The sequence below is a fragment of the Mesobacillus subterraneus genome (genome assembly GCF_003937825.1).
GTDB lineage: Bacteria > Bacillota > Bacilli > Bacillales > Cytobacillaceae > Mesobacillus > Mesobacillus subterraneus.
Window position 1 is genome coordinate 84595 of sequence record NZ_RSFW01000014.1, and the last position, 19209, is coordinate 103803.

A 19209-nucleotide genomic window follows, 5' to 3' on the forward strand; every position below is an offset into this window, starting at 1 on the left:
AACTTATAAGTTTGCTTATAGTGTTTTCGGAGTCGTGTGACTTTATCCAAACTTTCCATGAAAAAAAAGAAAAGGCTCTTTTCGAAAAGAGCCCTGCTTAATATGGATTATTTTTCAGACAACAAAACAAGCTTGTTCAATAATTTTTCGCAATATGGGAAGAAAAATTGAATCAATGGCCCAATCGCAAATGTGACGATCAAGGTACCGATGCCAATGGGCCCTTTGAAAATGAATGCTGCCGAAAGGGCAATCACTTCACCCAATGTTTTCGCCACCATCAGATTCAGTCCAAACCTCTCACGCAATGCCATCATGAAGTTGTCAATCGGGATCAGCGGGAATCTTGGCTGCAAGTAAACCGCAAGCCCAAAGCTCAGCGCAACCATCCCCAGCAAAAATACTGCAAACTGCTTCAAATAACCTGTAACCACCAGGTCATCAAACACTCGCAAAATCCAGAAGTCAATCAGCACGCCTGTAATCAAGAGAGTAATAATCGCTGCGAAATCCGGGCGCCTTTTTACCAGGACCGCATTGACGAAAATCAGGATGATTCCTACGATCACAACCCAACTGCCCGGTGTCAGCCCCACCGTTTGGGAAAGCCCGACGTTAAGCGCATCCCACGCCCCAGTGCCCAAACCAGCTTTAATGGTCATCGATACTCCAAAAGATAGAATCGTTAACCCAATGATGAAAAATAGAGTGCGATAAACAAAAGCCATATGATAAATTCTCCTCTTCTATAACCTTGCTGTTTGGAGGCTTGTTCAGCCTCAAGCTTTTACTAGAAATTTTGAAGTGATTACAACTCTGAAATGTCCTTAAAACACTTGCCTGGCAAAAGCCAATCCTCTAATGTCTTTCTTGTTGGATCCATCCTTTTTACTGCGAAAAAAGAACCCTGTCCTCCCGGAGCAGAGTTCATTAGTTCTATTATATTAAAGCAGGTTAAATCCAATACCGATTATACCATACAGGCCTGCAGGTGTAACGCCTGCTTTTTTGTCATTTTATTGAACGATTTCGAACGTCTCTTCGACTTCAATGCTGCCGACTACCGATTGGACCATTGAGCAATTCTTCCTTGTAAGAACCATGGCTTTCTCGATTTTCTTTTGGTCGAGATTGTTACCGGCAATACGGAAATGGACGATAATCTTGCTCACTCTGTTTGCTTCTTCCTCGACGCGTTCTGCATCTGCCTTGATATGGATGTCCTTCACGTCCATCCTCATTTTCTCCAGGACCTTGCGCAGAACTCCGCCGCTGCACACGGCAACCGAAGAAACCAGCAGCTGATAAGGCCTGAATCCGTAGGCATCATCACCTGCGACATCCAGTCTGCCAAAGTCTGTTTTTGTATAAAAACCCACATCAGGTTTCATTGTAAATTCCATAATACCTTCCTCCTCCAACGTATTTAACAGGAAAAACAAAATAGTAAATATTTCCGAATACCAAGAGATTACACTATTTTTCCCGCAATTTAAAATAAAAACCATTGCACTAAAAATTTTAAATCGTTAACATCTAAAGAGTACAAAAAGCTTAGGAGATCTAAATATGAATATAAACATAAATCTTCGTTTCTGGATTTTGGTTTCAATCGTCGCGATTTCTGGTTTCTCGCAGGGAATGCTGCTGCCGCTGATTGCGATCATTTTTGAGCAGGATGGCGTGTCGTCGTCCATGAACGGCCTGCACGCAACCGGCCTGTATATCGGGATCCTGATTGCCTCGCCGCTGATGGAAGCACCGCTCCGCCGGTTTGGCTATAAGCCGATCATCCTCATTGGAGGGTTGGCTGTCGCCCTGTCGCTGGCGCTATTCCCGGTTTGGAAGTCATTCTGGTTCTGGTTTGTGCTCAGGCTGGTCATCGGGATTGGCGATCACATGCTTCATTTTGCCACCCAGACATGGATCACTTCTTTTTCAGCGAAAGAACGGCTCGGGCGGAACATTTCGATTTATGGGTTGTTCTTCGGTCTCGGATTCGCTGCCGGTCCGCTGATGACAGGTCTAATAAAGGTGAATTCAGCCCTGCCCTTCATTCTTTCCTCTGCGATCAGTCTTGCCGCCTGGCTGACGGTCTGGCTGCTGAAAAACGAGCGCCCTGAACACGATATGGACAGTACCTCTTTTTTCGGGACGATGAAGCGGTTTGGAGTCGTCTTTAAATATGCATGGATTGCGTTCCTGCCGCCATTTGGCTATGGTTTTTTGGAGGCCAGCCTGAACGGGAATTTCCCGGTCTATGCGATGAGATCGGGGATTGGCGTCGAGGCGGTCGCGCTGTTGCTACCGGCATTCGCGATCGGCGGAATACTCTCCCAGGTGCCGCTTGGCATTCTGAGCGACAGGCTTGGCAGGCGGAATGTGCTAATCGCCATTACTCTATCTGGTTTTCTTTGTTTTACGGCGGCCGGTTTGTTCGAAAACTCTACAACCGGGCTGCTCATCTGCTTCTTTTTAGCGGGGACAGTTGTAGGATCTACTTTTTCACTCGGAATCAGCTACATGGCTGACCTGCTTCCAAAACATCTACTGCCGGCTGGCAACCTGATGTGCGGCATCTTTTTCAGCTTTGGAAGCATCAGCGGCCCGTTCATTGGCGGGGTGGCCATTGAATGGCTGAAAGGGATCAGCTTCTTTTACGTCATTAGTACCATGCTCCTGCTGATCTTCATCGCCCTGCTTGCTTTCCGGCATGAAGCGACAGTCCGCCAGGCAAAGTCGGCATAAGGAAACAGCCTCCCTATCTTGCAGGGAGGCTGTTTTTTGTACGGCGTGCTGGTCTGTTGACGAGGACGATTCCGGCAACGACCAATATCAGTCCGGCTATGACAAAGTAATGGAGCGGTTCCGCCAGAAGCACCGCTGATAAAATAACCCCAAATACAGGGACAAGGAACAAATACAGCGACACCTTGCCTACCTGGTTGTACTTCATGACATTGTTCCATAAAATGAAGCCTGCCGCTGATAGGAACGCCAGGTAAATCAGCATCAGTCCGGACTTCAGGTCAAACTCAAAGGGGAAAAACCCTACAGAAAATGCCCCAATCGCGATCAAACCAAGCGACCCCAGTATCATCTGGTATGCCGTTAAGTAGATGACTTCCATCTTGGAACTTCCTTGTTTCGCGAGGATGTTTCCATATGCGCCTGCGAGCATGGCCAACATCAGGAGAATCTCCCCGATCCCGAAACTGATCTCATACGCTCCGTTCGGCCAGTTGGCAAAAATAACCCCGGTGAAACCGATCATCAATCCAGCCACCTTCAAACGGTTCATCCGGTCATCAGGATACAGGAAGTGGGCAAGCAGGATTTGAAAGAACGAGGTTGTCCCAGCAATGATCGAACCCTGAATACCCGTCGAATAACTCAGCCCAATATAAAACAGCACATATTGCAGGAAAGTCTGGAACAGTCCGATTTTTAACAGCGGCATCGTCGTCGATGGCCTGAACTTCATATTTCGTTTCAGAAGCAGGAACATGATCAAAATCAGCATCCCGGCAAGGAAAAAGCGGTATCCGGCAAACAGCATTTGTTCCCCGATTTCTTCAGGCCTGATATCGAGGCTGCCGTAGCTTAATTTAATGAAGGGGAACGCACTTCCCCATAAAAAAGTCGCACCCACTGCGGAAACGGCGATTCCCAGCGGATGGGAAAAAAAGTCTTTTGTTGTCATCAAACAATCTCCTTAGACAAACGCATTATTCTTTTAAAAAGCATATAGTGTATGGTAACATAATAGTGAAAACAATATGTATTTTTGTGCTCTGGCTTTTCGCTGTCACCATTCTGGTGGCAGCTTTCGTGTTTTTTAAGGGTATTGATTGTGATTATTAGTATCATTTAGAGATTGATAAAGGAGGAGAAAAGGATGGCCCAGGGAGCAAATGCTTTAGCGAAGCAGAACCATGTACCTGAAATGAGTTTTTTGGAAAAAATGAAGCCGCACGCAGAATTGATCGCTGCCATCATAAGCGGAATCTTGATTGCCGCTGGATGGATTCTTGGCAAGGGTGATGCTCAGACAGCCTCCGTGGCTGCTTTTATCCTTGCTTATGTGATTGGCGGGTTTGCAAAAGCCAAGGAAGGCATCGAAGCAACGATTGAAGAAAAAGAACTCAATGTTGAAATGCTGATGATCTTTGCTGCAATTGGATCAGCGATCATCGGGTACTGGACAGAAGGCGCGATTTTGATCTTTATTTTTGCGATGAGTGGAGCGCTTGAAACGTATACCATGAACAAAAGCCTTAAGGAAATCTCGTCATTGATGGAGCTGCAGCCAGAGGAAGCGCTCAGGATTACTGACGGAGTGGAAGAAAGAGTCCATGTTTCAGAACTGACCATTGGCGATTTGATTTTAGTGAAGCCTGGCGAACGAATCCCGTCTGACGGAAAAATCGCCAAAGGACTGACAACAGTGGACCAGGCCGCGATTACCGGCGAATCAATTCCGGTTACAAAGGATTCTGGTGATGAGGTGTTTGCTGGGACTGTAAACCTGACCGGTTCTCTTACTGTCGAGATTACGAAGCCAAATAATGAAACGCTTTTTCAAAAAATCATCCAGCTTGTGCAGAACGCGCAGAGTGAAAAGTCTCCTTCACAGCTGTTCATCGAAAAATTCGAGGGCACCTATGTAAAAGTAGTTCTCGCTGTTGTCGTCTTGATGATGTTCGTGCCCCACTACCTGCTCGGCTGGAGCTGGACAGAGACATTTTACCGCGCGATGATCCTGCTCGTTGTCGCTTCTCCATGTGCGCTCGTTGCTTCGATCATGCCGGCTACACTGTCCGCCATTTCCAACGGAGCAAAGCATGGAATTTTGTTCAAGGGCGGCGTCCACCTGGAGAACCTCAGCCACCTGAAAGCTATTGCATTGGATAAAACAGGCACGCTGACAAAAGGAAAACCAGAGGTCACCGATGTAATGGTCGCGGAAGGACTGGATCGGGATGAAGTGCTGCTCAAGGCCGCATCGATTGAGAGCCACTCCAATCACCCGCTTGCAAACGCAATCGTTAAATACGCGAAGGAAACTCTTGGCAGAGAGCTTGTTCATCCGGAGAGCATCGAGGATGTTTCGGGCTGGGGTGTAAAGGCTCATTATGAGAACGAGGACTGGAAGATCGGCAAGGCCGACTTTGTCGGCAGGCACACTGCGGAAGCATTCAATGACGGAGCATCTTTAAAGCTTGCGGCGGCAGGAAAAACGATTGTTTTTATCGAACGGAACGGCGATCTCGCCGGTTTGATTGCTTTGAAGGATGTCGTCCGTGAAGAAACGAAGCAGGCAATCGACCTGTTGAAATCGGAAGGCATCCACACCATCATGCTGACCGGCGACAGCAAGAACACCGCAAAAGCGATTGCTGCCGAAAGCCATGTGGACGCCTATATCGCCGAATGTCTTCCAGAAACCAAGGTCGATGAATTGAAAAAGCTGAAGGAACAATACGGCCATGTCGCGATGGTCGGCGATGGAATCAATGACGCCCCTGCCCTGGCCACCGCGAACGTCGGGATCGCCATGGGGGAAGGGTCCGATGTCGCTCTTGAAACAGCAGATGTCGTCCTGATGAAAAACGATCTGCCGAAGATAGCCGAAGCGATCAACCTGTCACGCCGGATGAACCGGATCGTCAAACAGAACATCGTCTTTTCGATTCTTGTCATCATGGTCCTGATCGCGTCCAACTTCCTGCAGCTGCTCGACCTGCCATACGGGGTCATCGGACACGAAGGAAGCACAATTTTGGTTATCTTGAACAGCTTAAGATTATTGAAGTAAATTGTGAATCCCGCTGGATTAAGTTCAGCGGGATTTTTTTGTTTTTACCCGGATTTTTTTACAATATTAGGATGAAGAAGAGATTATAGACGATTTTCGCGCAATTAACTCGTATTACTAATTAATTAATTGGTTTAACCGTGCAATTAGCCCCTTTTATTAAGAGAATAATTTTTCCAGTTTTATTTTATCCTCGATTCTGTGATTCATGACCTTGATGACGAACAGTTTTTCTGTTTCCCCGCCAATTTTTTGTCCTTCATGAACCTTGATGACGGACAGATTGTCTGTGTCCCACTAATTTTTGTCCTTCATGAGCTTGATGATGACAGTTCTTTTGTTTTTCCCCGATTTTTATCCGTAATGACTTTCCCTGAGAATTATTTCAAATGTCGGGACACAGAAAAAGCGCCCTCCGATTGAGGGCGCCTCGTGTTAGTGATAGCCGTTTGATCCGTTTGCAGAGCCGGATGTTTTTTGGCTGTGGTTGCTCTTGCCTTTTTGTTTGGTGCTGCCGTCTTTTTTCGTCTTTTTAGCCATCCTGAAATCCCCCTTAGTCAATCAAAATGAGGAACATGCCTCGCTTATATCTTCCGCAATTTGCGGGGCTGTTATTGAGGTAATTTCAGGATACTTTAATCTTCAGCAGCCTTCTTTCTTTTCGCTGAAGTATGCATTGATTTCTCCGCCGATGATGATGATGTACGCGGACAAGTAGAGCCAGATCATCAGGACGATGATCGCACCAATGCTGCCGTATGTAGCGGTATAGTTGGCGAAATTGCTGACATAGTAGGAAAATCCGAGTGACACGAGCACCCATCCGCCCGTAGCAAAAATCGAACCCGGAACGCCGCTGATACAGCTCAGTCTCTTATTCGGTGCAATCCAATACAGACCAAGGAACACAATAAAAAGAATCAGGATACTGATCAGCCAGCGGAGCGTATTCCAGACGGTGATGAATTCTTCCTTCAGCCCGAAATTGGCAAACAGCCAGCCCCCGATCTCTTTCCCGAATACCGGAAGGAGCAGCGCAACCAGAAATACAAAGATCATCGCGAATGTAAGCAAGATCGCCATCAAGCGGCTGACGATGAATGACCTCGTCTCTTCCACCCGGTATGCTCTGTTAAAAGCCCTGACAATCGCGTTGATTCCGTTAGATGCTGTCCATATCGCCGCAATCAAACCGAATGATAACAGTTTACCGTCTTTTCTCATGATATCTGCCAGACTGTTTTTGATGAGCTCCATCGAATCGCCGGGAGCGTAATCATCGAAAAACGCAAGGATATCCAATTCGGAAATGGGCAGATATGGGACCAGTGTGACCACGAAAATCAACAGCGGGAACAAGGAAAGCAAAAGGAAGTATGCAAGCTGGGCAGCAAGTGCCGGAACATCGTCTTCCTGTATCCTGTGCCACATTTGCCTGAAAAATGATAAATCAACCATTGATTCACCTCGTTTTTGCTTCCCTTGCTGTAAAGGGGAACGTCATACTGCATCCTTCCACATAGAAGTGTTTTGCTGTTTCTTGTTCCTATAAAAGAGTTTGTCATACGTTATTCTCGCACGAGAAAATCGCTTGTCATACTTTAATCTTAATGTCTTGTCATTCTTTATTCTTATACGTTATATGGGTTGCCATATCTCATCCTTACACGTTAAATTGCTTGTCATTCCTTATTCTTGTTCATCTATATGCTTGGGTGTCTGGCCTGATGCGGCGATTTTCCGGAGCGTTTCTTTTGTGCCCTGGACCAGTTCGGTCACCTGTGGCGGAACATCCCTGATTTCTTCAACCTTCTCGGTGATGAAAGCAACGTCCTCTGTTACTTGTTCCACTGTTGTGCGGACTTTATTCGCAGCTTCTTTAATATCCTCGATCATTTCGTTTGGATTTTTTATCGCGTAGGCGACACCGCTGGATACTTTGCTGAAATCCTCTTTCACAGCCTGACGCGTTGGTTTGTCCAAAAGGCTCACTGCTCCTCCTGCCAATGCACCCAAAAACATGCCCATCCAGAACTTTTTAGAACTTCCCATGTTAACTCCTCCTAGATTGATCGTTCTTCTCTCGCAGGCTTCCTCTCTTGCCTGCTTCCTACCTAACATTTTCCACGATTGCCATCACTTCATGCAAGTGTTGAGAATTTTTTTATTTGCTTAAGTATCATTTTTCTCCTTTTAAAAGCTTGATGGCGACAACGTCCACAGCTTTTCCAATAATAATTTCTAACAATTACCTAGTGGTTATCGCTTGACTACCACCAATTATCAGAATATTCTTGTTGAAGAACATTTTTCGAAAATAGTTTTTTAGGAGGAGCAACATGACGTTTGAAGATTGGATTGGAAAAATCAGCGGCTGGGTCTGGGGACCTCCTTTGCTTGTCCTGCTTGTCGGGACAGGGATTTATTTGACTGTCAGGATTGGATTCCTGCAGATGAGGCTCCTGCCTTATTCACTTAAGCTCGCTTTTACAAAAAGACAGGATAAAAAATCCGAAGGGGACATTTCGCATTTCCAAGCCTTGATGACCGCACTGGCAGCCACCGTGGGAACCGGTAATATTGCCGGGGTCGCGACCGCGATTTTCACAGGCGGACCTGGTGCCGTGTTCTGGATGTGGATCACTGCCTTCTTTGGAATGGCAACTAAATATGCTGAAGCCGTTTTGGCGGTAAAATATCGGGTTGAAAACGAAAACGGCGAAATGTCCGGGGGGCCAATGTACTATCTTGAACGCGGCCTTGGCCAGAAATGGCTTGGTGTCCTGTTCGCCTTTTTTGGGGCGATTGCTGCGTTTGGAATCGGCAATCTCGTTCAATCGAACTCTGTAGCCGGAGTGGTACAATCGACTTTCTCGGTACCTGCATGGGTGACGGGACTTGCATTGACCATTTTCACTGCTCTTGCACTCCTTGGCGGCATCAAGAGCATCGGAAAAGTAACCGCCTTGTTCGTACCAGTCATGGCCGCATTTTATCTGCTGGCCGGCCTGGCTGTCATGATCATGAACTTTGACCTCGTTCCGGCAGCAGTCGCGCTTATTTTTACCGATGCCTTCACTGGTGAAGCAGTGGCCGGCGGTGCGCTTGGTACTGTCATCCGTATGGGTGTCGCGCGCGGTGTGTTCTCGAATGAAGCAGGTCTTGGTTCTGCACCGATTGCCGCGGCAGCTGCGAAGACAGATCTGCCTGGGCGCCAGGCTCTGGTATCGATGACACAGGTATTCATCGATACAATCGTCATCTGCTCGATTACGGGGATTACAATCGTGATGGGCGGATTGTATACAGGAGATGCAACAGCGGCAGACCTGACGTCGGCTACCTTCGCGAAGTTCCTGGGGCAATCTGGAGCCGTCATCGTCTCTGTAGGATTATTGTTCTTCGCCTCCTCGACAATCATTGGCTGGTCATACTACGGAGAGAAATGTTTCACGTATCTATTCAGAAATAATATCGTAATTTATTACCGTATTGCTTACGTGGCGGCTGTATTCATGGGTGCGATTACCCAGCTGGACATTGTCTGGGGCGTAGCCGATATCATGAACGGCCTGATGGCCTTCCCGAACCTGATTGGACTGCTTGGCTTGTCAGGTGTGGTCGTAGTCGAAACAAGGAATATCCTCAAGGCGATCAAGGAAGAGAAAAACCAATCCTTGAGTGCCTGACCAGAATCCGGCGTCATCCAGGCGCCGGATTTCTGATTGACTTTTTTTAGCGAACGTGGAAAGATGTTGGTACAACCATTGAAAGGATGAACGGAGTGGACTTAACTAAAAATTCACCTGAAAACGTTGATTTCATGATTGAAAAAATCAAGGAAAAATTGAATGTCATGAACTTTGGCGCAATCAAATCTTCTCATTTTGACGGCGAGATGTATGAAGAACTGAAGGAAATCTACGAGATGATCATGAGAAAAAGCAACTTCAGCCCGAATGAGATGCAGGCAATTGCTGAAGAGCTTGGCAATTTAAGAAAGCAGTAATGGAAGGCAGGCCCCGGTGAAGGTGCCTGTTTTTTGTTTTTGAGAAAAATGTCAAAACTTTTTAGTTTCCACTATACACATATTGTTATACGATAGTGTTACTACTTGTGAGGGAGTGAGGAACTGTGAAAAAGCTGTTGTTACCACTTTTCCTGTTCAGCCTGGTATTAATCAGCCACGGGTCACTTCCTGCCGAAAAAGCAAAGCCAGTCGACGACCAGGCGAAAGTCATCATCTCCATGGAGCACATACACGAAGAATTGCCCGGCTCCCAGCATGATGATAAGAAGTCCCCTTTCGCCCTGACTCCTGTAGCCTTGCTTGTATTAACCGGCGTCCTTCTCAAAAAACAATACCAATACAACAGGACAGCCTTTAAACCTCCATTTCTTACGCCAGTCTTTTTCCAGTCTAATTATGTGATCAAACCTCTTTGATTTAACGAACTAAAAATCAAGGAGGAATGAATATGTGGTTTCGTTTTTTGATGATTGGATTCTTTTCCCTGACTGCAGTGAGCTTCATTTTTTATCAGGGTGTCGAATTTTATCAAGCGTTCATCGATTTTTTCAAACAAGATAAATAAACATAATAAAACGGTCCTCTTAAATGATAAAAAGGGTCGGATTTCGAGTACAAAACAGTAAATAACAAGTCAATTAGCAGTTCATTCTTAACAGAATTGAACTGCTTCTTTATTGGTATTATGGATTTCCAAACAAATTTCCAATGCATCTGTACCTCTGAAATGGGAGAATGAGTTAGATTCCCCATTCTGCACTGCTTGGATGCCAAAAGGCAGATAGTGGAAGAAGGAATAAGTATTAATGTAAGAGAATTGATTATCAGTGGAACTTTTTATTAAATAAAAGTTGGTGAATTATGGAGTTGATTGATAGGCTTAAGGAATTTATTGATAGCCAGTACAGAACACCAAAAGGACTGATTGGAACTTATATCGGTGAAAAGATGGTACGACAACATAAGCCCGAAACATTATGGACTATTGAATTATTAAATATTCAACAAAATGAAAGTGTTTTAGAACTTGGATGTGGTTCTGGTTATGCAATAAAACTTATCCTGGAGCAAAATATGGCAACCAAAGCAGTAGGATTGGACCTCTCTCCAACTATGATTCGATCTGCTATGATCAGAAATAAAAAGGCTGTAAATGAAGAAAAGGCAGATTTGGTACAAGCAAACGTAAAGAGTTTGCCTTTCGAAGATGAACAATTCAACAAAGTATTTAGCATACATACAATATACTTTTGGGATGATTTATCTTTAACTCTATCGGAAATATTTAGGGTTTTAAAGCCTGGAGGGAGCTTCATACTGACCCTATGTGATGGCAAAAACGATGTGATATGGGATGGAATAAGAAAAATGATAGATGAGCAATTAATTCCTCTTATGAAGAACAAGGGCTTTTATGACGTGGAAGTTGTAAAAGGTCCAAATTCAAGACAATTTCATACTGTTGCAGTTTTGGGTAAAAAGAAACTTTAACTATTTTGCACCTTATTCCACTATTGGTACTTTCACTTAACAAGATAATGTATAGAAAAAATGCTCAGAGCTATTTTGCCTGAGCATTTTCTGCTGATTATTCTGTTATTCTGGAGCAAACGCAGGTGAAAATGACAGTATCTAATTTGCATTTTTGCATTCAAAACCGAACCAGTTAATAAAGTGAAGACCGTTTTTTCAGTATGTCAGGCCGCTTCCATCCACTCTTCGTTCATTACCTCTGCGTAAAAGCGGAGGAATTCCCTGAAGAACTGATGCTTGATTTTTGCATCCGCATACTCAAGCATCGGCTTGAGGACTGGCTTGATGTATTTGTTCAGCATCTCTGCTTCAATGTCTTCGAGCTGCTTCAGATGGTCACTGTCACCTTTTTGCTCGGCCTCAATTTCCCCCTGTAAAATTGAGCTCAGGAATGCGATCATGCTGCCGAAGTGGTCTGGCAATCTGTCCTGCTCGAGCGGGAAATAGAAGGCTGTTTTTTCATACAGGCCGATCAGGCATAATAAATCGTGCCTGCGTGCTTCCTCATCTTCATTATTTGTTACGTAGGATGAGAAATAAGGGGAAACAAAGTGGTCTCCCGGTATGAAAAAGTGATTGTCATACCAAAGCTGCACTTCATCCCGTTCATACGATGAATGAAAGGCAAGCTCCTCCCGCAAACCTGCAGGGACATTGTTCATGAATTCCTCGTATGTGCCCCAGTCCCCAAGCCAGATGCTTGTCATGATATTCGCAATCGCGAGCTTTCCATATCGTTCTTCCATCATTGTCTCCACCTTCATTTTTTAAGAAATTTCGGAGTTACCCCCGATGTTGTTAAGCTTTTTCCACATCCACGAAGACGTCCTGCTGGGCCGGCCCGCCGATGAGCAGGTCTGCAAGGTAACCTTCAAAGTAGCTGCCATCCCGGTCTGACAAGGCGTTGACGGAGAATCCGAGACCGCGTGGTTTCGCGTAGCCTGATTCTTCATGGAGCGGTTTATTGAATTCGTAGTTAGTGTGGCCGTATTTGCCGGCAGGTTCAATCGTTTTGCCATCGACTTTGACTGCTTTGGAGCCATAGGCGTCATGTCCGAAGCTGAAGTTTGCCCCGACTACACCCGGCTTGATCCCTGGGGTCACGAGTGCCCGGCCTTTCACTTTTGCATTGTTGGACGAAAGGACAATTTCATCGTCTGTCTTGATGCCCTTTTTCTTCGCGTCGATCGGGTTGATCCATACATAGTTTTCCGGCTTAATTTCACGCAGCCAAGTGTTGCCTTCGGTCCGGTGCGTCGACATATTCCTTGATTTCCAGTTGATGAACTGCAGCGGCTTGTTTGGCTTATAGATCTCGCCGTCGTAAGTCTTGATTTCCTCTGCGACCGGAACGCCTTCGAAGAACTTGCCTGTGTAGGCACTCTTGAAGCCTGCTGCCTTTTCATCGTAAAAATACACCTGTTTCGCCCACTGGTATTTGAGCTTGTTGCCGATATATTCATCCCCTGCTGCCTCAAAGCGGCCGCCGCGATTCAGTACATACACAACTTTTTTCCATTCATCTGGTTTGACTGCATTTTTCAGCTTGTTGATGTCGAAATACTTGCCGAGCGCTTTCTGCCTTGCTTTTTCAAAAATAGCCAGTTCTTCTGCATTCGCATCCCTGACTGGTTTCTGTCCGTCAAACGCAATGTTGACAATCCGTTTCAGATAGTAGTCTTCAGGCGTGTTGAGTGCTGAGCCATCGACGAAAGCATTATCTCCAACACCTGGAAGGCCCATTCCTTTTAAAAGATCGATGTAGACTTGTTCCGTCGGACGTGCGTCAGGAACAACTCTTGTCACCGGCTGGATGACACCGGCGAACTTATGCTTCAGGATCGGGAAGATATCCTCCGCATTCCAGCTTTCAAGGTAAGCAAGGTCCGGTAAAATAAAGTCTGCGTACTTGGATGTTTCGCCGATCATCGTATCAGATGAGACAACAAGTTCCACGACTTTAGGGTCTCGGATGAATTTTGCCTGCATATCCGATCTTGGTCCTGCCATGACAGGAGATGTCCTGTTGATCAGCAGTGCCCTGATTTTATAAGGATAGCCTTCAGCCGAGCTTGGAAGGACGTCCTGGATGAGCTTGTTACCCAACGGATACCAAGGGCGTTTCGCCGGGTAGCCATCTTTCTCAAACAATGATGTTTTTTCATAAGGAATCTTATGTCTTGTCACCGGGATTCCCCAGGCTGTGTTCGGAGCCGGAACTGTTGCCAGATCATAGCGGCCTTCTGTTGCCTTGAACTTCGCCCCTAATACCGTGTCTCCGCCCTTCCAGTCATGGTTTCCGACAAGGTGGTTCAGCATGTTTATGGCACGGACGCTGTAGTAGCCATTCGTGTGCATCGCCGGTCCGCGGTAAGCATGGATGCCTACCTTTTTCCCATGTGATGTGAATTCACGGGCAATCTGTATGATTTGGTCGACTGGCACATCTGCCAGCTTCGCATATTCCTCGATTGATTTTTCCATTACTTTATCCTTGAAAATCCTGAAGACGGATTTCACCTTGATTCCATTGATGGTTGTATCAACATCAAGCTCGCCGTTCCTTGCTTTTGTATGGGGAACAGGCTTGCCATTTTCAAGTACAACGAACTCCTCGCCGCCGATTCCCAGCTCCTGGGCACGGACAAACGGGCGCTTCTTCTCGTCAACATTGACCAGGAAGGATGCGTCGCTCCATGTTGTCTCGCCGTCTTCATTCGCTGCTTCCTGATTCGGATTGCGAAGGTAAATATCGTCATAGCGATTGTTCTCGATGATCCAGCGGCACATCGCCATTGCGAGCGCGCCGTCGCCGCCTGGTTTTACAGGAACCCAGACATGGGCTTTCTCTGCAGTCTTGCTGTAGCGGGGATCGATGACGACCATCTTCATGCCGCGGTCAATCGCATTTGTGATCTGCGGAGCGAAGGTAGTCGGCCCGCGGTTTGCGACCATTGGGTTTGTTCCCCAGACGATGACCATCTCGGCATTATCGTAGTCAGGGATCATCCGCTTCTTCGGCTTTTCAGAGTCATGCGACCTGGCATTGCCCTGGACGCTTGTGATTCCGCAGTAGCCGCCATGATCGTAATAGTTCGCTGTGCCAAGGCTTCCGATGGCCAGGCGCTCAATGAATTCGCGTCTGTGTCCTGCCATGATCGCGATCTGGTTCGCTTTTGGCCCAAAATCGGGATGGTTGGTATCAATCAACATATCCTTGTACTTTTTATCAAATTCCGCTTTCGTCATTTCACCGGCCTTCAGTTTTTCCCAGTCGGCCATGACGGCAGCTTCAGGAACGTATTTCCACATTTCTTTTAACCCAGGAGTTCCAAGATCCTTGCTGCCCCCAAGGATTTCCTTGTACGCCTCTTCCCAGCTGACCGTTTTCCATACACCGCTGCCCCGTTCGCCAACACGTTTCAAGGGCTTTTGCACCCTGAAGGCATCATAGTTCGTCTGGATTCCGGCCTGGCCCTTCAGGCAGGTACGCCCGCCGCGAAGGCCGCGGCCCAGTTTCGCCACGTCACCGGTGCCTTTTACCGCCTGGGTGATCGGGGTGTCATAATTGATATGGCCGATTTGCACCATATTAATCGGGCTGTATTGATTGCCGGCAATCTTGCGGACGATTGATGAATAAGCTCCGCCCGCGGCTCCGGCTGTGATATACGTTTTAATCGTACATGTGGCATTACATTGCTGGCATGATGTGAAGATGACGTTTTCGGCTGTGTAATCCTGATAATCGGTGCCTGTTCCGTGTGGTTCATCAATCCAGACATCGCCCATTACCTGCTTGATTGGCCCGACGAATGCCGGACCGACGAATGCGACTGCACCCAGCGTTCCGAGCGCTTTTAAAAAGCCCCGCCTTTTCATTGGTTTATTTTGCATGATGGTTCACCTCGTCAGAAGTTTCTTCAATTGGCAGCAGCAGCTCGCCAAATGAATAGATTAATAATCCCATCGCGACAACGCCGACACTGACCATCCATTCCTTGATTGTCGGTGCGTAATTGCCCCATGGCAGTTCGTGGAAAACTGGCACGACAAGCGGTGGCAGCACGATATTGAAGCGGACACCGATGATGCCGATGACGATCAGGACAGCGGCTGCGAGCAGCGCGTTGACGTTCTGGCTTGTTTTTTTCCAGAAGACGATTGTGATTGGCACGACAGCGCCGAGGAACATCTGCACGATCCAGAACGACCACGCTTTCTCGCTCGCCATCATCGTGGCCAGCGTATCAAGGTGTTCAGCTTCAAGTCCGTACCAGCCAATCAGATATTCATAGAATTGAAGACCCAGGTCGATGATCAGGAACCCGACCATCAGTTTTGATAAAGAAACAACCATGTCCTGATTGATGTGCTGCTTCTGGACTTTTTTCTTGATGATGTACATCGCTAAAAGCAAGGCCGTTCCCGAAACCATTGCGGATACGACGAAGATGATCGGGAAGAGCGCCGTATTCCATGCCGGGCGCGCTTTTACGACCGCAAAAATCGTTCCTGTTCCGCCGTGGACACCGAGTATCGCCAGCGGAATACCGATGGTGCCGAGGATTTTCATCCACATATGGTCACGCTTTTTCGTAGCGGCATTGATTGTTGCGTTATTAAAAGTTATGAATCTGGCAATAAAACCTTTTAGTGAGTTTGTTTTTGCCGCGCGTACAAGGTCTTCTCTCATCGCAATGTAAAGCTCAACCGTTAAAAGGCCGATGTAGACGAGATAAAAATGGACTTCCCATGCGAGCGGTGAAGTGACGTTCCAGTAGATGATCGCGTTCAGCATCCGCTCCGGACGGCCAAGGTCCATCAGCACGAATGTCAGCGCGACGATCATACAGACGATCGCTGTGAACAGCGCGGCCTTTCCGACTCTCTCGTATTCTTCCATTCCGAATACGTAAATCAGGGTTGATAATAAGAACGACCCGGCACTCAAGCCGACAAAGAAGATGTAGAAAGCAATCCACGCTCCCCACGGTGTGATGCTTGATAGATTCGTAGCTGCCAAGCCTGTGATGAAGCGTTCCACAATGAAATACCCGCCGACCAAAAAGGCAACGGTCAGAGCAGAAATCCATATTTTAAAAGCTTTTGACACGGTAACGTTTATTTTGGTTTTGGATGTGCTTTTCTGTTTTAAATCAACAGCAAGATTGGACATCGCCAGTCCCTCCTATCGTAAATAAATGACGTTTGGATGCGTTCCAAGCTCTTCCTTCAGGCGGAATGCTCTTGGGCTCGCAGCCAGCTTGGATACAACACTGTTTGGATCGCTGATATCGCCGAAGAAGCGGGCATCGCCAATGCAGGTTTCCACACATGCCGGCTCTTCTCCTCTCTGCAGGCGGTGGAAGCAAAAACTGCATTTGCGGACTGTTCCGATTGGCGTCTTGCCTTTTTCACGGTTTCCGCGTTCGACTCCGTATTCTGGGCTGGTTACATCATTTGCTCCGAGCATTTCCTGTTCATAACTGTCGCCGAAATCGAAGGAACGCGCGCCATAAGGGCAGGCCACAATGCAGTAACGGCAGCCGATGCAGCGGTCATTGTCGATCGCTACAATCCCGTTCTCCATTTTATAGGTCGCTCTCGTAGGGCAAACCTGCGCACATGCCGGTTTGTCACACTGCATGCACGGCCTCGGCAGGTTGACTGCCTTGATGTTTGGGAACTCGCCTTCGAGCGATTCCATGACGACGTTGTAGGAGATTCCCGGCGGCGTCCTGTTCTCAGCCTTACAGCTGACTGTACAAGTATCGCAGCCAACGCATTTTTTCAGGTCGATGACCATCGCCCATTTCGGACCGTCCCCTTTCCTGATGTCCGGACCATCTCCTGATGCGTAATAATTGCCGAATTCCTTTGTCAGCGAGGAAGAGTAAATTTTATGGAAGTCCTCGATGTTCAGTTTTCCGCTGATGACCTTCCTGGCATCCCGCGCCATGTTCAGGCCAAGCGCTGTGTCATACTGCGATTCATCCATTTCTTTCTTTCCGTCAGGCAGCATCTTGTCGACAATTTTGTCGTAATCTACTTTTTTCTCATTTGAAAATAGACCCATTTCCCGTCACCTCTTTTTGCGATTATATTTCCTTCTTGATTTCCTTGATGTCATCCGCAATGTCGTCGGTAATATCACTAGTCAGCTCTCTGGTCGACTTCTTGAACTCCTTCAGCGTCTGGCCGAACGCCCGGCCAATTTCCGGCAGCTTCTTCGGGCCGAAGATGATCAATGCCAACGTTAAGATTAAGATCAAACCAGGAACACCAATATTGGATAGCATAGTGCCACTTCCTTTTTTCAAATTTTTTCTTTGCTTATTTATAATGCAAGTGGTGTGCCAAGTTTTTCGGATTGGTGGTTTTGGTTGTTATTGGGGTGCTGTATTCCTTGCGGGAGTAAGGCTCCGGTAAAAGTGACACCTTTGTGAACAAGAAAAAGCGGCTGGAACGAGGTGGATGCTCGCTTCTCAGCCGCTTGTTTGTGTGCCATTTTGTCATGGTCTTGCAAATTTGGCATGTGCCATTTTGTCAGGGTGTGCAATCTTGGCATTCGTCTTTTCTTCAGGGGACTTTTATTCTGGCACGCTGTAGTTGAAACGGTTCAGGTAGGGATAATCGGCTCTCAGCTCCACAAATCGAAGTTTTTACCTGGTTTATAGACTCTTCCTTTTTTAGTACCGCTGCTGTCCAGGTCCATGGATAAAAGCAAACGCTTGGCCTGGTGGATGGATGAGAGTTGGAGGAAGTCTCTAAATTGCTTGTTCGTAATAGATGGGCCATAAATGAGATAGTAATCCTTCAGAGCATTGATATGAGCATCCTTTGAGAGGTGGCCGCACTTTCTACAGCCCCATACGCCATGGATTCTCTCCATGCCCAGAGTATGGCATGACGGACATTCAACGCCTGTCTGTAATTCATCAAATGGTGGATTCATAGCCTTTAAGTCAGGCAGATAAGGTGTATTTTTTCTCATCAACAGCCTAGCTATTTTCTTCACATCTTGATCCGTCAGTATCTCCTTTTGGTATTTTTCGAGGTATGGTGAGAGTTTATAGAAGATGCCTGGGGTCTTGAACACTCTTTGGCTAACTTCTTTATTCTGTGTAGGGTTTTTAATCAGGGCTTGTGAATAAGTTATGGCGACGAGCGGTTCAAATGGGGGTGGTGAGAATTGCTGGCTTTTAAGGAAAGCTTGGAGTTGCCGTGCTTGGGTTTTTGCCTGGAGGATGGGATCAAGATATGCCTTTTCAAACCCATTTAAATATTGGATCATTTGATTGAATTCCGGGTAAAATTCCAGCGTTCCTGCATAATATTTTGAGTCGATTGGGATGATTAAGGAGTTTGAGAGTAGTAAGGAATCGATTTGGAAGTGTGTACCGTTATAGGGGATTCTTAAATCATGCAAGATTGTAAGATTGTAGTGGTCGATTTGCGAGATATGGTAATCTAATTCTTTTTCACCTTTGTATCCTGCCCGTTTTCGGGATAACTTGTTCTCAAATTCTGCTTTCCGTGGATGATTTGCCGGAAATCGTCTTACAATTGCTTCGTAAACTCTTATTTCTTTTGGAATGGATCGGTTTTTTATGATCAAAAGCTTCCCTCCTCTTCTAATGTCCACCTAAATATTCGATTCAGTTGCTTAAAATACCTTCTTGCTTGTTGGTGAAAATTTTTATTGGCGAAGTTCACAACTTTATTGGCGATAATTTGATTTTATTGGCGAAAATCGATTTTTATTGGCGAAACCAACCTGTTTATTGGCGAAAATCAATTTTTATTGGCGAACTGGAATTCTGAG

General features: G+C 46.5%; 17 protein-coding genes. 6 read left to right on the plus strand and 11 right to left on the minus strand.

What is annotated here, in order from left to right; all coding sequences use genetic code 11:
- Positions 1 to 107: 107 nt before the first annotated feature.
- Positions 108 to 728 carry a YczE/YyaS/YitT family protein gene (locus EJA10_RS12455; RefSeq protein WP_125480337.1) on the minus strand — a complete coding sequence of 207 codons (621 nt, stop codon included), beginning with the start codon at positions 726 to 728 and terminating at the stop codon, positions 108 to 110.
- 288 nt (positions 729 to 1016) lie between these two features.
- Entirely contained in the window at positions 1017 to 1403 is a 387-nt protein-coding gene (locus EJA10_RS12460; RefSeq protein ID WP_125480338.1) for an OsmC family protein, read from the minus strand.
- Between the two features lie 166 nt (positions 1404 to 1569).
- Between EJA10_RS12460 and EJA10_RS12465 the strand changes: the two genes are divergently transcribed.
- Complete coding sequence (locus EJA10_RS12465) at positions 1570 to 2748, plus strand: MFS transporter (RefSeq protein WP_125480339.1); 1179 nt, start codon at positions 1570 to 1572, stop codon at positions 2746 to 2748.
- 13 nt (positions 2749 to 2761) lie between these two features.
- Here EJA10_RS12465 and EJA10_RS12470 read toward each other — a convergent pair whose 3' ends face one another.
- Positions 2762 to 3703 (minus strand): DMT family transporter, encoded by a 942-nt coding sequence (locus EJA10_RS12470; RefSeq protein WP_125480340.1) that lies wholly within the window; start codon positions 3701 to 3703, stop codon positions 2762 to 2764.
- A gap of 195 nt (positions 3704 to 3898) precedes the next feature.
- On the opposite strand from EJA10_RS12470, the gene EJA10_RS12475 reads away from it, so the two are divergent.
- The gene (locus EJA10_RS12475; RefSeq protein WP_125480341.1) at positions 3899 to 5818 is read left to right on the plus strand and encodes a heavy metal translocating P-type ATPase; all 1920 of its coding nucleotides are present in this window, start codon (positions 3899 to 3901) and stop codon (positions 5816 to 5818) included.
- Between the two features lie 642 nt (positions 5819 to 6460).
- Here EJA10_RS12475 and EJA10_RS12480 read toward each other — a convergent pair.
- Positions 6461 to 7276 (minus strand): YihY/virulence factor BrkB family protein, encoded by an 816-nt coding sequence (locus EJA10_RS12480; RefSeq protein WP_125480342.1) that lies wholly within the window; start codon positions 7274 to 7276, stop codon positions 6461 to 6463.
- 231 nt (positions 7277 to 7507) lie between these two features.
- The gene (locus tag EJA10_RS12485; protein ID WP_125480343.1) at positions 7508 to 7870 is read right to left on the minus strand and encodes a YtxH domain-containing protein; all 363 of its coding nucleotides are present in this window, start codon (positions 7868 to 7870) and stop codon (positions 7508 to 7510) included.
- 287 nt (positions 7871 to 8157) lie between these two features.
- Here EJA10_RS12485 and EJA10_RS12490 point away from each other — a divergent pair, with 287 nt between their 5' ends.
- From EJA10_RS12490 to EJA10_RS12505, 4 genes are all read left to right on the plus strand, one after another.
- Positions 8158 to 9507, plus strand: a complete 1350-nt coding sequence (locus EJA10_RS12490; protein WP_125480344.1) for an alanine/glycine:cation symporter family protein — start codon at positions 8158 to 8160, stop codon at positions 9505 to 9507.
- 95 nt (positions 9508 to 9602) lie between these two features.
- Entirely contained in the window at positions 9603 to 9827 is a 225-nt protein-coding gene (locus EJA10_RS12495) for a DUF1128 domain-containing protein (protein WP_125480345.1), read from the plus strand.
- A gap of 125 nt (positions 9828 to 9952) precedes the next feature.
- Complete coding sequence (locus EJA10_RS12500; protein ID WP_125480346.1) at positions 9953 to 10264, plus strand: hypothetical protein; 312 nt, start codon at positions 9953 to 9955, stop codon at positions 10262 to 10264.
- Positions 10265 to 10709: 445 nt separating this feature from the next.
- On the plus strand, positions 10710 to 11339 hold the full coding sequence (locus EJA10_RS12505) for a class I SAM-dependent methyltransferase (protein ID WP_125480347.1): 630 nt from the start codon (positions 10710 to 10712) through the stop codon (positions 11337 to 11339).
- Positions 11340 to 11545: 206 nt separating this feature from the next.
- Here the strand turns inward: EJA10_RS12505 and EJA10_RS12510 are convergent, their stop codons facing one another.
- From EJA10_RS12510 to EJA10_RS12535, 6 genes are all read right to left on the minus strand, one after another.
- Entirely contained in the window at positions 11546 to 12130 is a 585-nt protein-coding gene (locus EJA10_RS12510) for a molecular chaperone TorD family protein (RefSeq protein WP_170169125.1), read from the minus strand.
- A 49-nt stretch (positions 12131 to 12179) separates the two neighbouring features.
- Positions 12180 to 15278: a molybdopterin-dependent oxidoreductase gene (locus EJA10_RS12515; protein ID WP_125480349.1), complete on the minus strand. Its 3099-nt coding sequence runs from the start codon at positions 15276 to 15278 to the stop codon at positions 12180 to 12182.
- Complete coding sequence (gene nrfD, locus EJA10_RS12520) at positions 15268 to 16560, minus strand: NrfD/PsrC family molybdoenzyme membrane anchor subunit (RefSeq protein WP_125480350.1); 1293 nt, start codon at positions 16558 to 16560, stop codon at positions 15268 to 15270. The genes EJA10_RS12515 and nrfD overlap by 11 nt, the downstream gene beginning before the upstream one ends.
- Positions 16561 to 16572: 12 nt before the next feature.
- Positions 16573 to 17460: a 4Fe-4S dicluster domain-containing protein gene (locus tag EJA10_RS12525; RefSeq protein WP_125480351.1), complete on the minus strand. Its 888-nt coding sequence runs from the start codon at positions 17458 to 17460 to the stop codon at positions 16573 to 16575.
- A 22-nt stretch (positions 17461 to 17482) separates the two neighbouring features.
- Entirely contained in the window at positions 17483 to 17683 is a 201-nt protein-coding gene (gene tatA / locus EJA10_RS12530; protein ID WP_125480352.1) for a twin-arginine translocase TatA/TatE family subunit, read from the minus strand.
- 341 nt (positions 17684 to 18024) lie between these two features.
- A complete protein-coding gene (locus EJA10_RS12535) occupies positions 18025 to 19002 on the minus strand; it encodes an NERD domain-containing protein (RefSeq protein WP_170169126.1) in 978 nt (325 codons plus the stop codon).
- Positions 19003 to 19209 lie beyond the last annotated feature (207 nt).

What these genes read in the sequence shown, in the direction of transcription:
- EJA10_RS12455 (WP_125480337.1), bottom strand. Translation starts at nt 728, where the DNA reads ATGGCTTTTGTTTATCGCACTCTATTTTTCATCATTGGGTTAACGATT.
- EJA10_RS12460 (WP_125480338.1), bottom strand. Translation starts at nt 1,403, where the DNA reads ATGGAATTTACAATGAAACCTGATGTGGGTTTTTATACAAAAACAGAC.
- EJA10_RS12465 (WP_125480339.1), top strand. Translation starts at nt 1,570, where the DNA reads ATGAATATAAACATAAATCTTCGTTTCTGGATTTTGGTTTCAATCGTC.
- EJA10_RS12470 (WP_125480340.1), bottom strand. Translation starts at nt 3,703, where the DNA reads ATGACAACAAAAGACTTTTTTTCCCATCCGCTGGGAATCGCCGTTTCC.
- EJA10_RS12475 (WP_125480341.1), top strand. Translation starts at nt 3,899, where the DNA reads ATGGCCCAGGGAGCAAATGCTTTAGCGAAGCAGAACCATGTACCTGAA.
- EJA10_RS12480 (WP_125480342.1), bottom strand. Translation starts at nt 7,276, where the DNA reads ATGGTTGATTTATCATTTTTCAGGCAAATGTGGCACAGGATACAGGAA.
- EJA10_RS12485 (WP_125480343.1), bottom strand. Translation starts at nt 7,870, where the DNA reads ATGGGAAGTTCTAAAAAGTTCTGGATGGGCATGTTTTTGGGTGCATTG.
- EJA10_RS12490 (WP_125480344.1), top strand. Translation starts at nt 8,158, where the DNA reads ATGACGTTTGAAGATTGGATTGGAAAAATCAGCGGCTGGGTCTGGGGA.
- EJA10_RS12505 (WP_125480347.1), top strand. Translation starts at nt 10,710, where the DNA reads ATGGAGTTGATTGATAGGCTTAAGGAATTTATTGATAGCCAGTACAGA.
- EJA10_RS12510 (WP_170169125.1), bottom strand. Translation starts at nt 12,130, where the DNA reads ATGATGGAAGAACGATATGGAAAGCTCGCGATTGCGAATATCATGACA.
- EJA10_RS12515 (WP_125480349.1), bottom strand. Translation starts at nt 15,278, where the DNA reads ATGCAAAATAAACCAATGAAAAGGCGGGGCTTTTTAAAAGCGCTCGGA.
- nrfD (WP_125480350.1), bottom strand. Translation starts at nt 16,560, where the DNA reads ATGTCCAATCTTGCTGTTGATTTAAAACAGAAAAGCACATCCAAAACC.
- EJA10_RS12525 (WP_125480351.1), bottom strand. Translation starts at nt 17,460, where the DNA reads ATGGGTCTATTTTCAAATGAGAAAAAAGTAGATTACGACAAAATTGTC.
- tatA (WP_125480352.1), bottom strand. Translation starts at nt 17,683, where the DNA reads ATGCTATCCAATATTGGTGTTCCTGGTTTGATCTTAATCTTAACGTTG.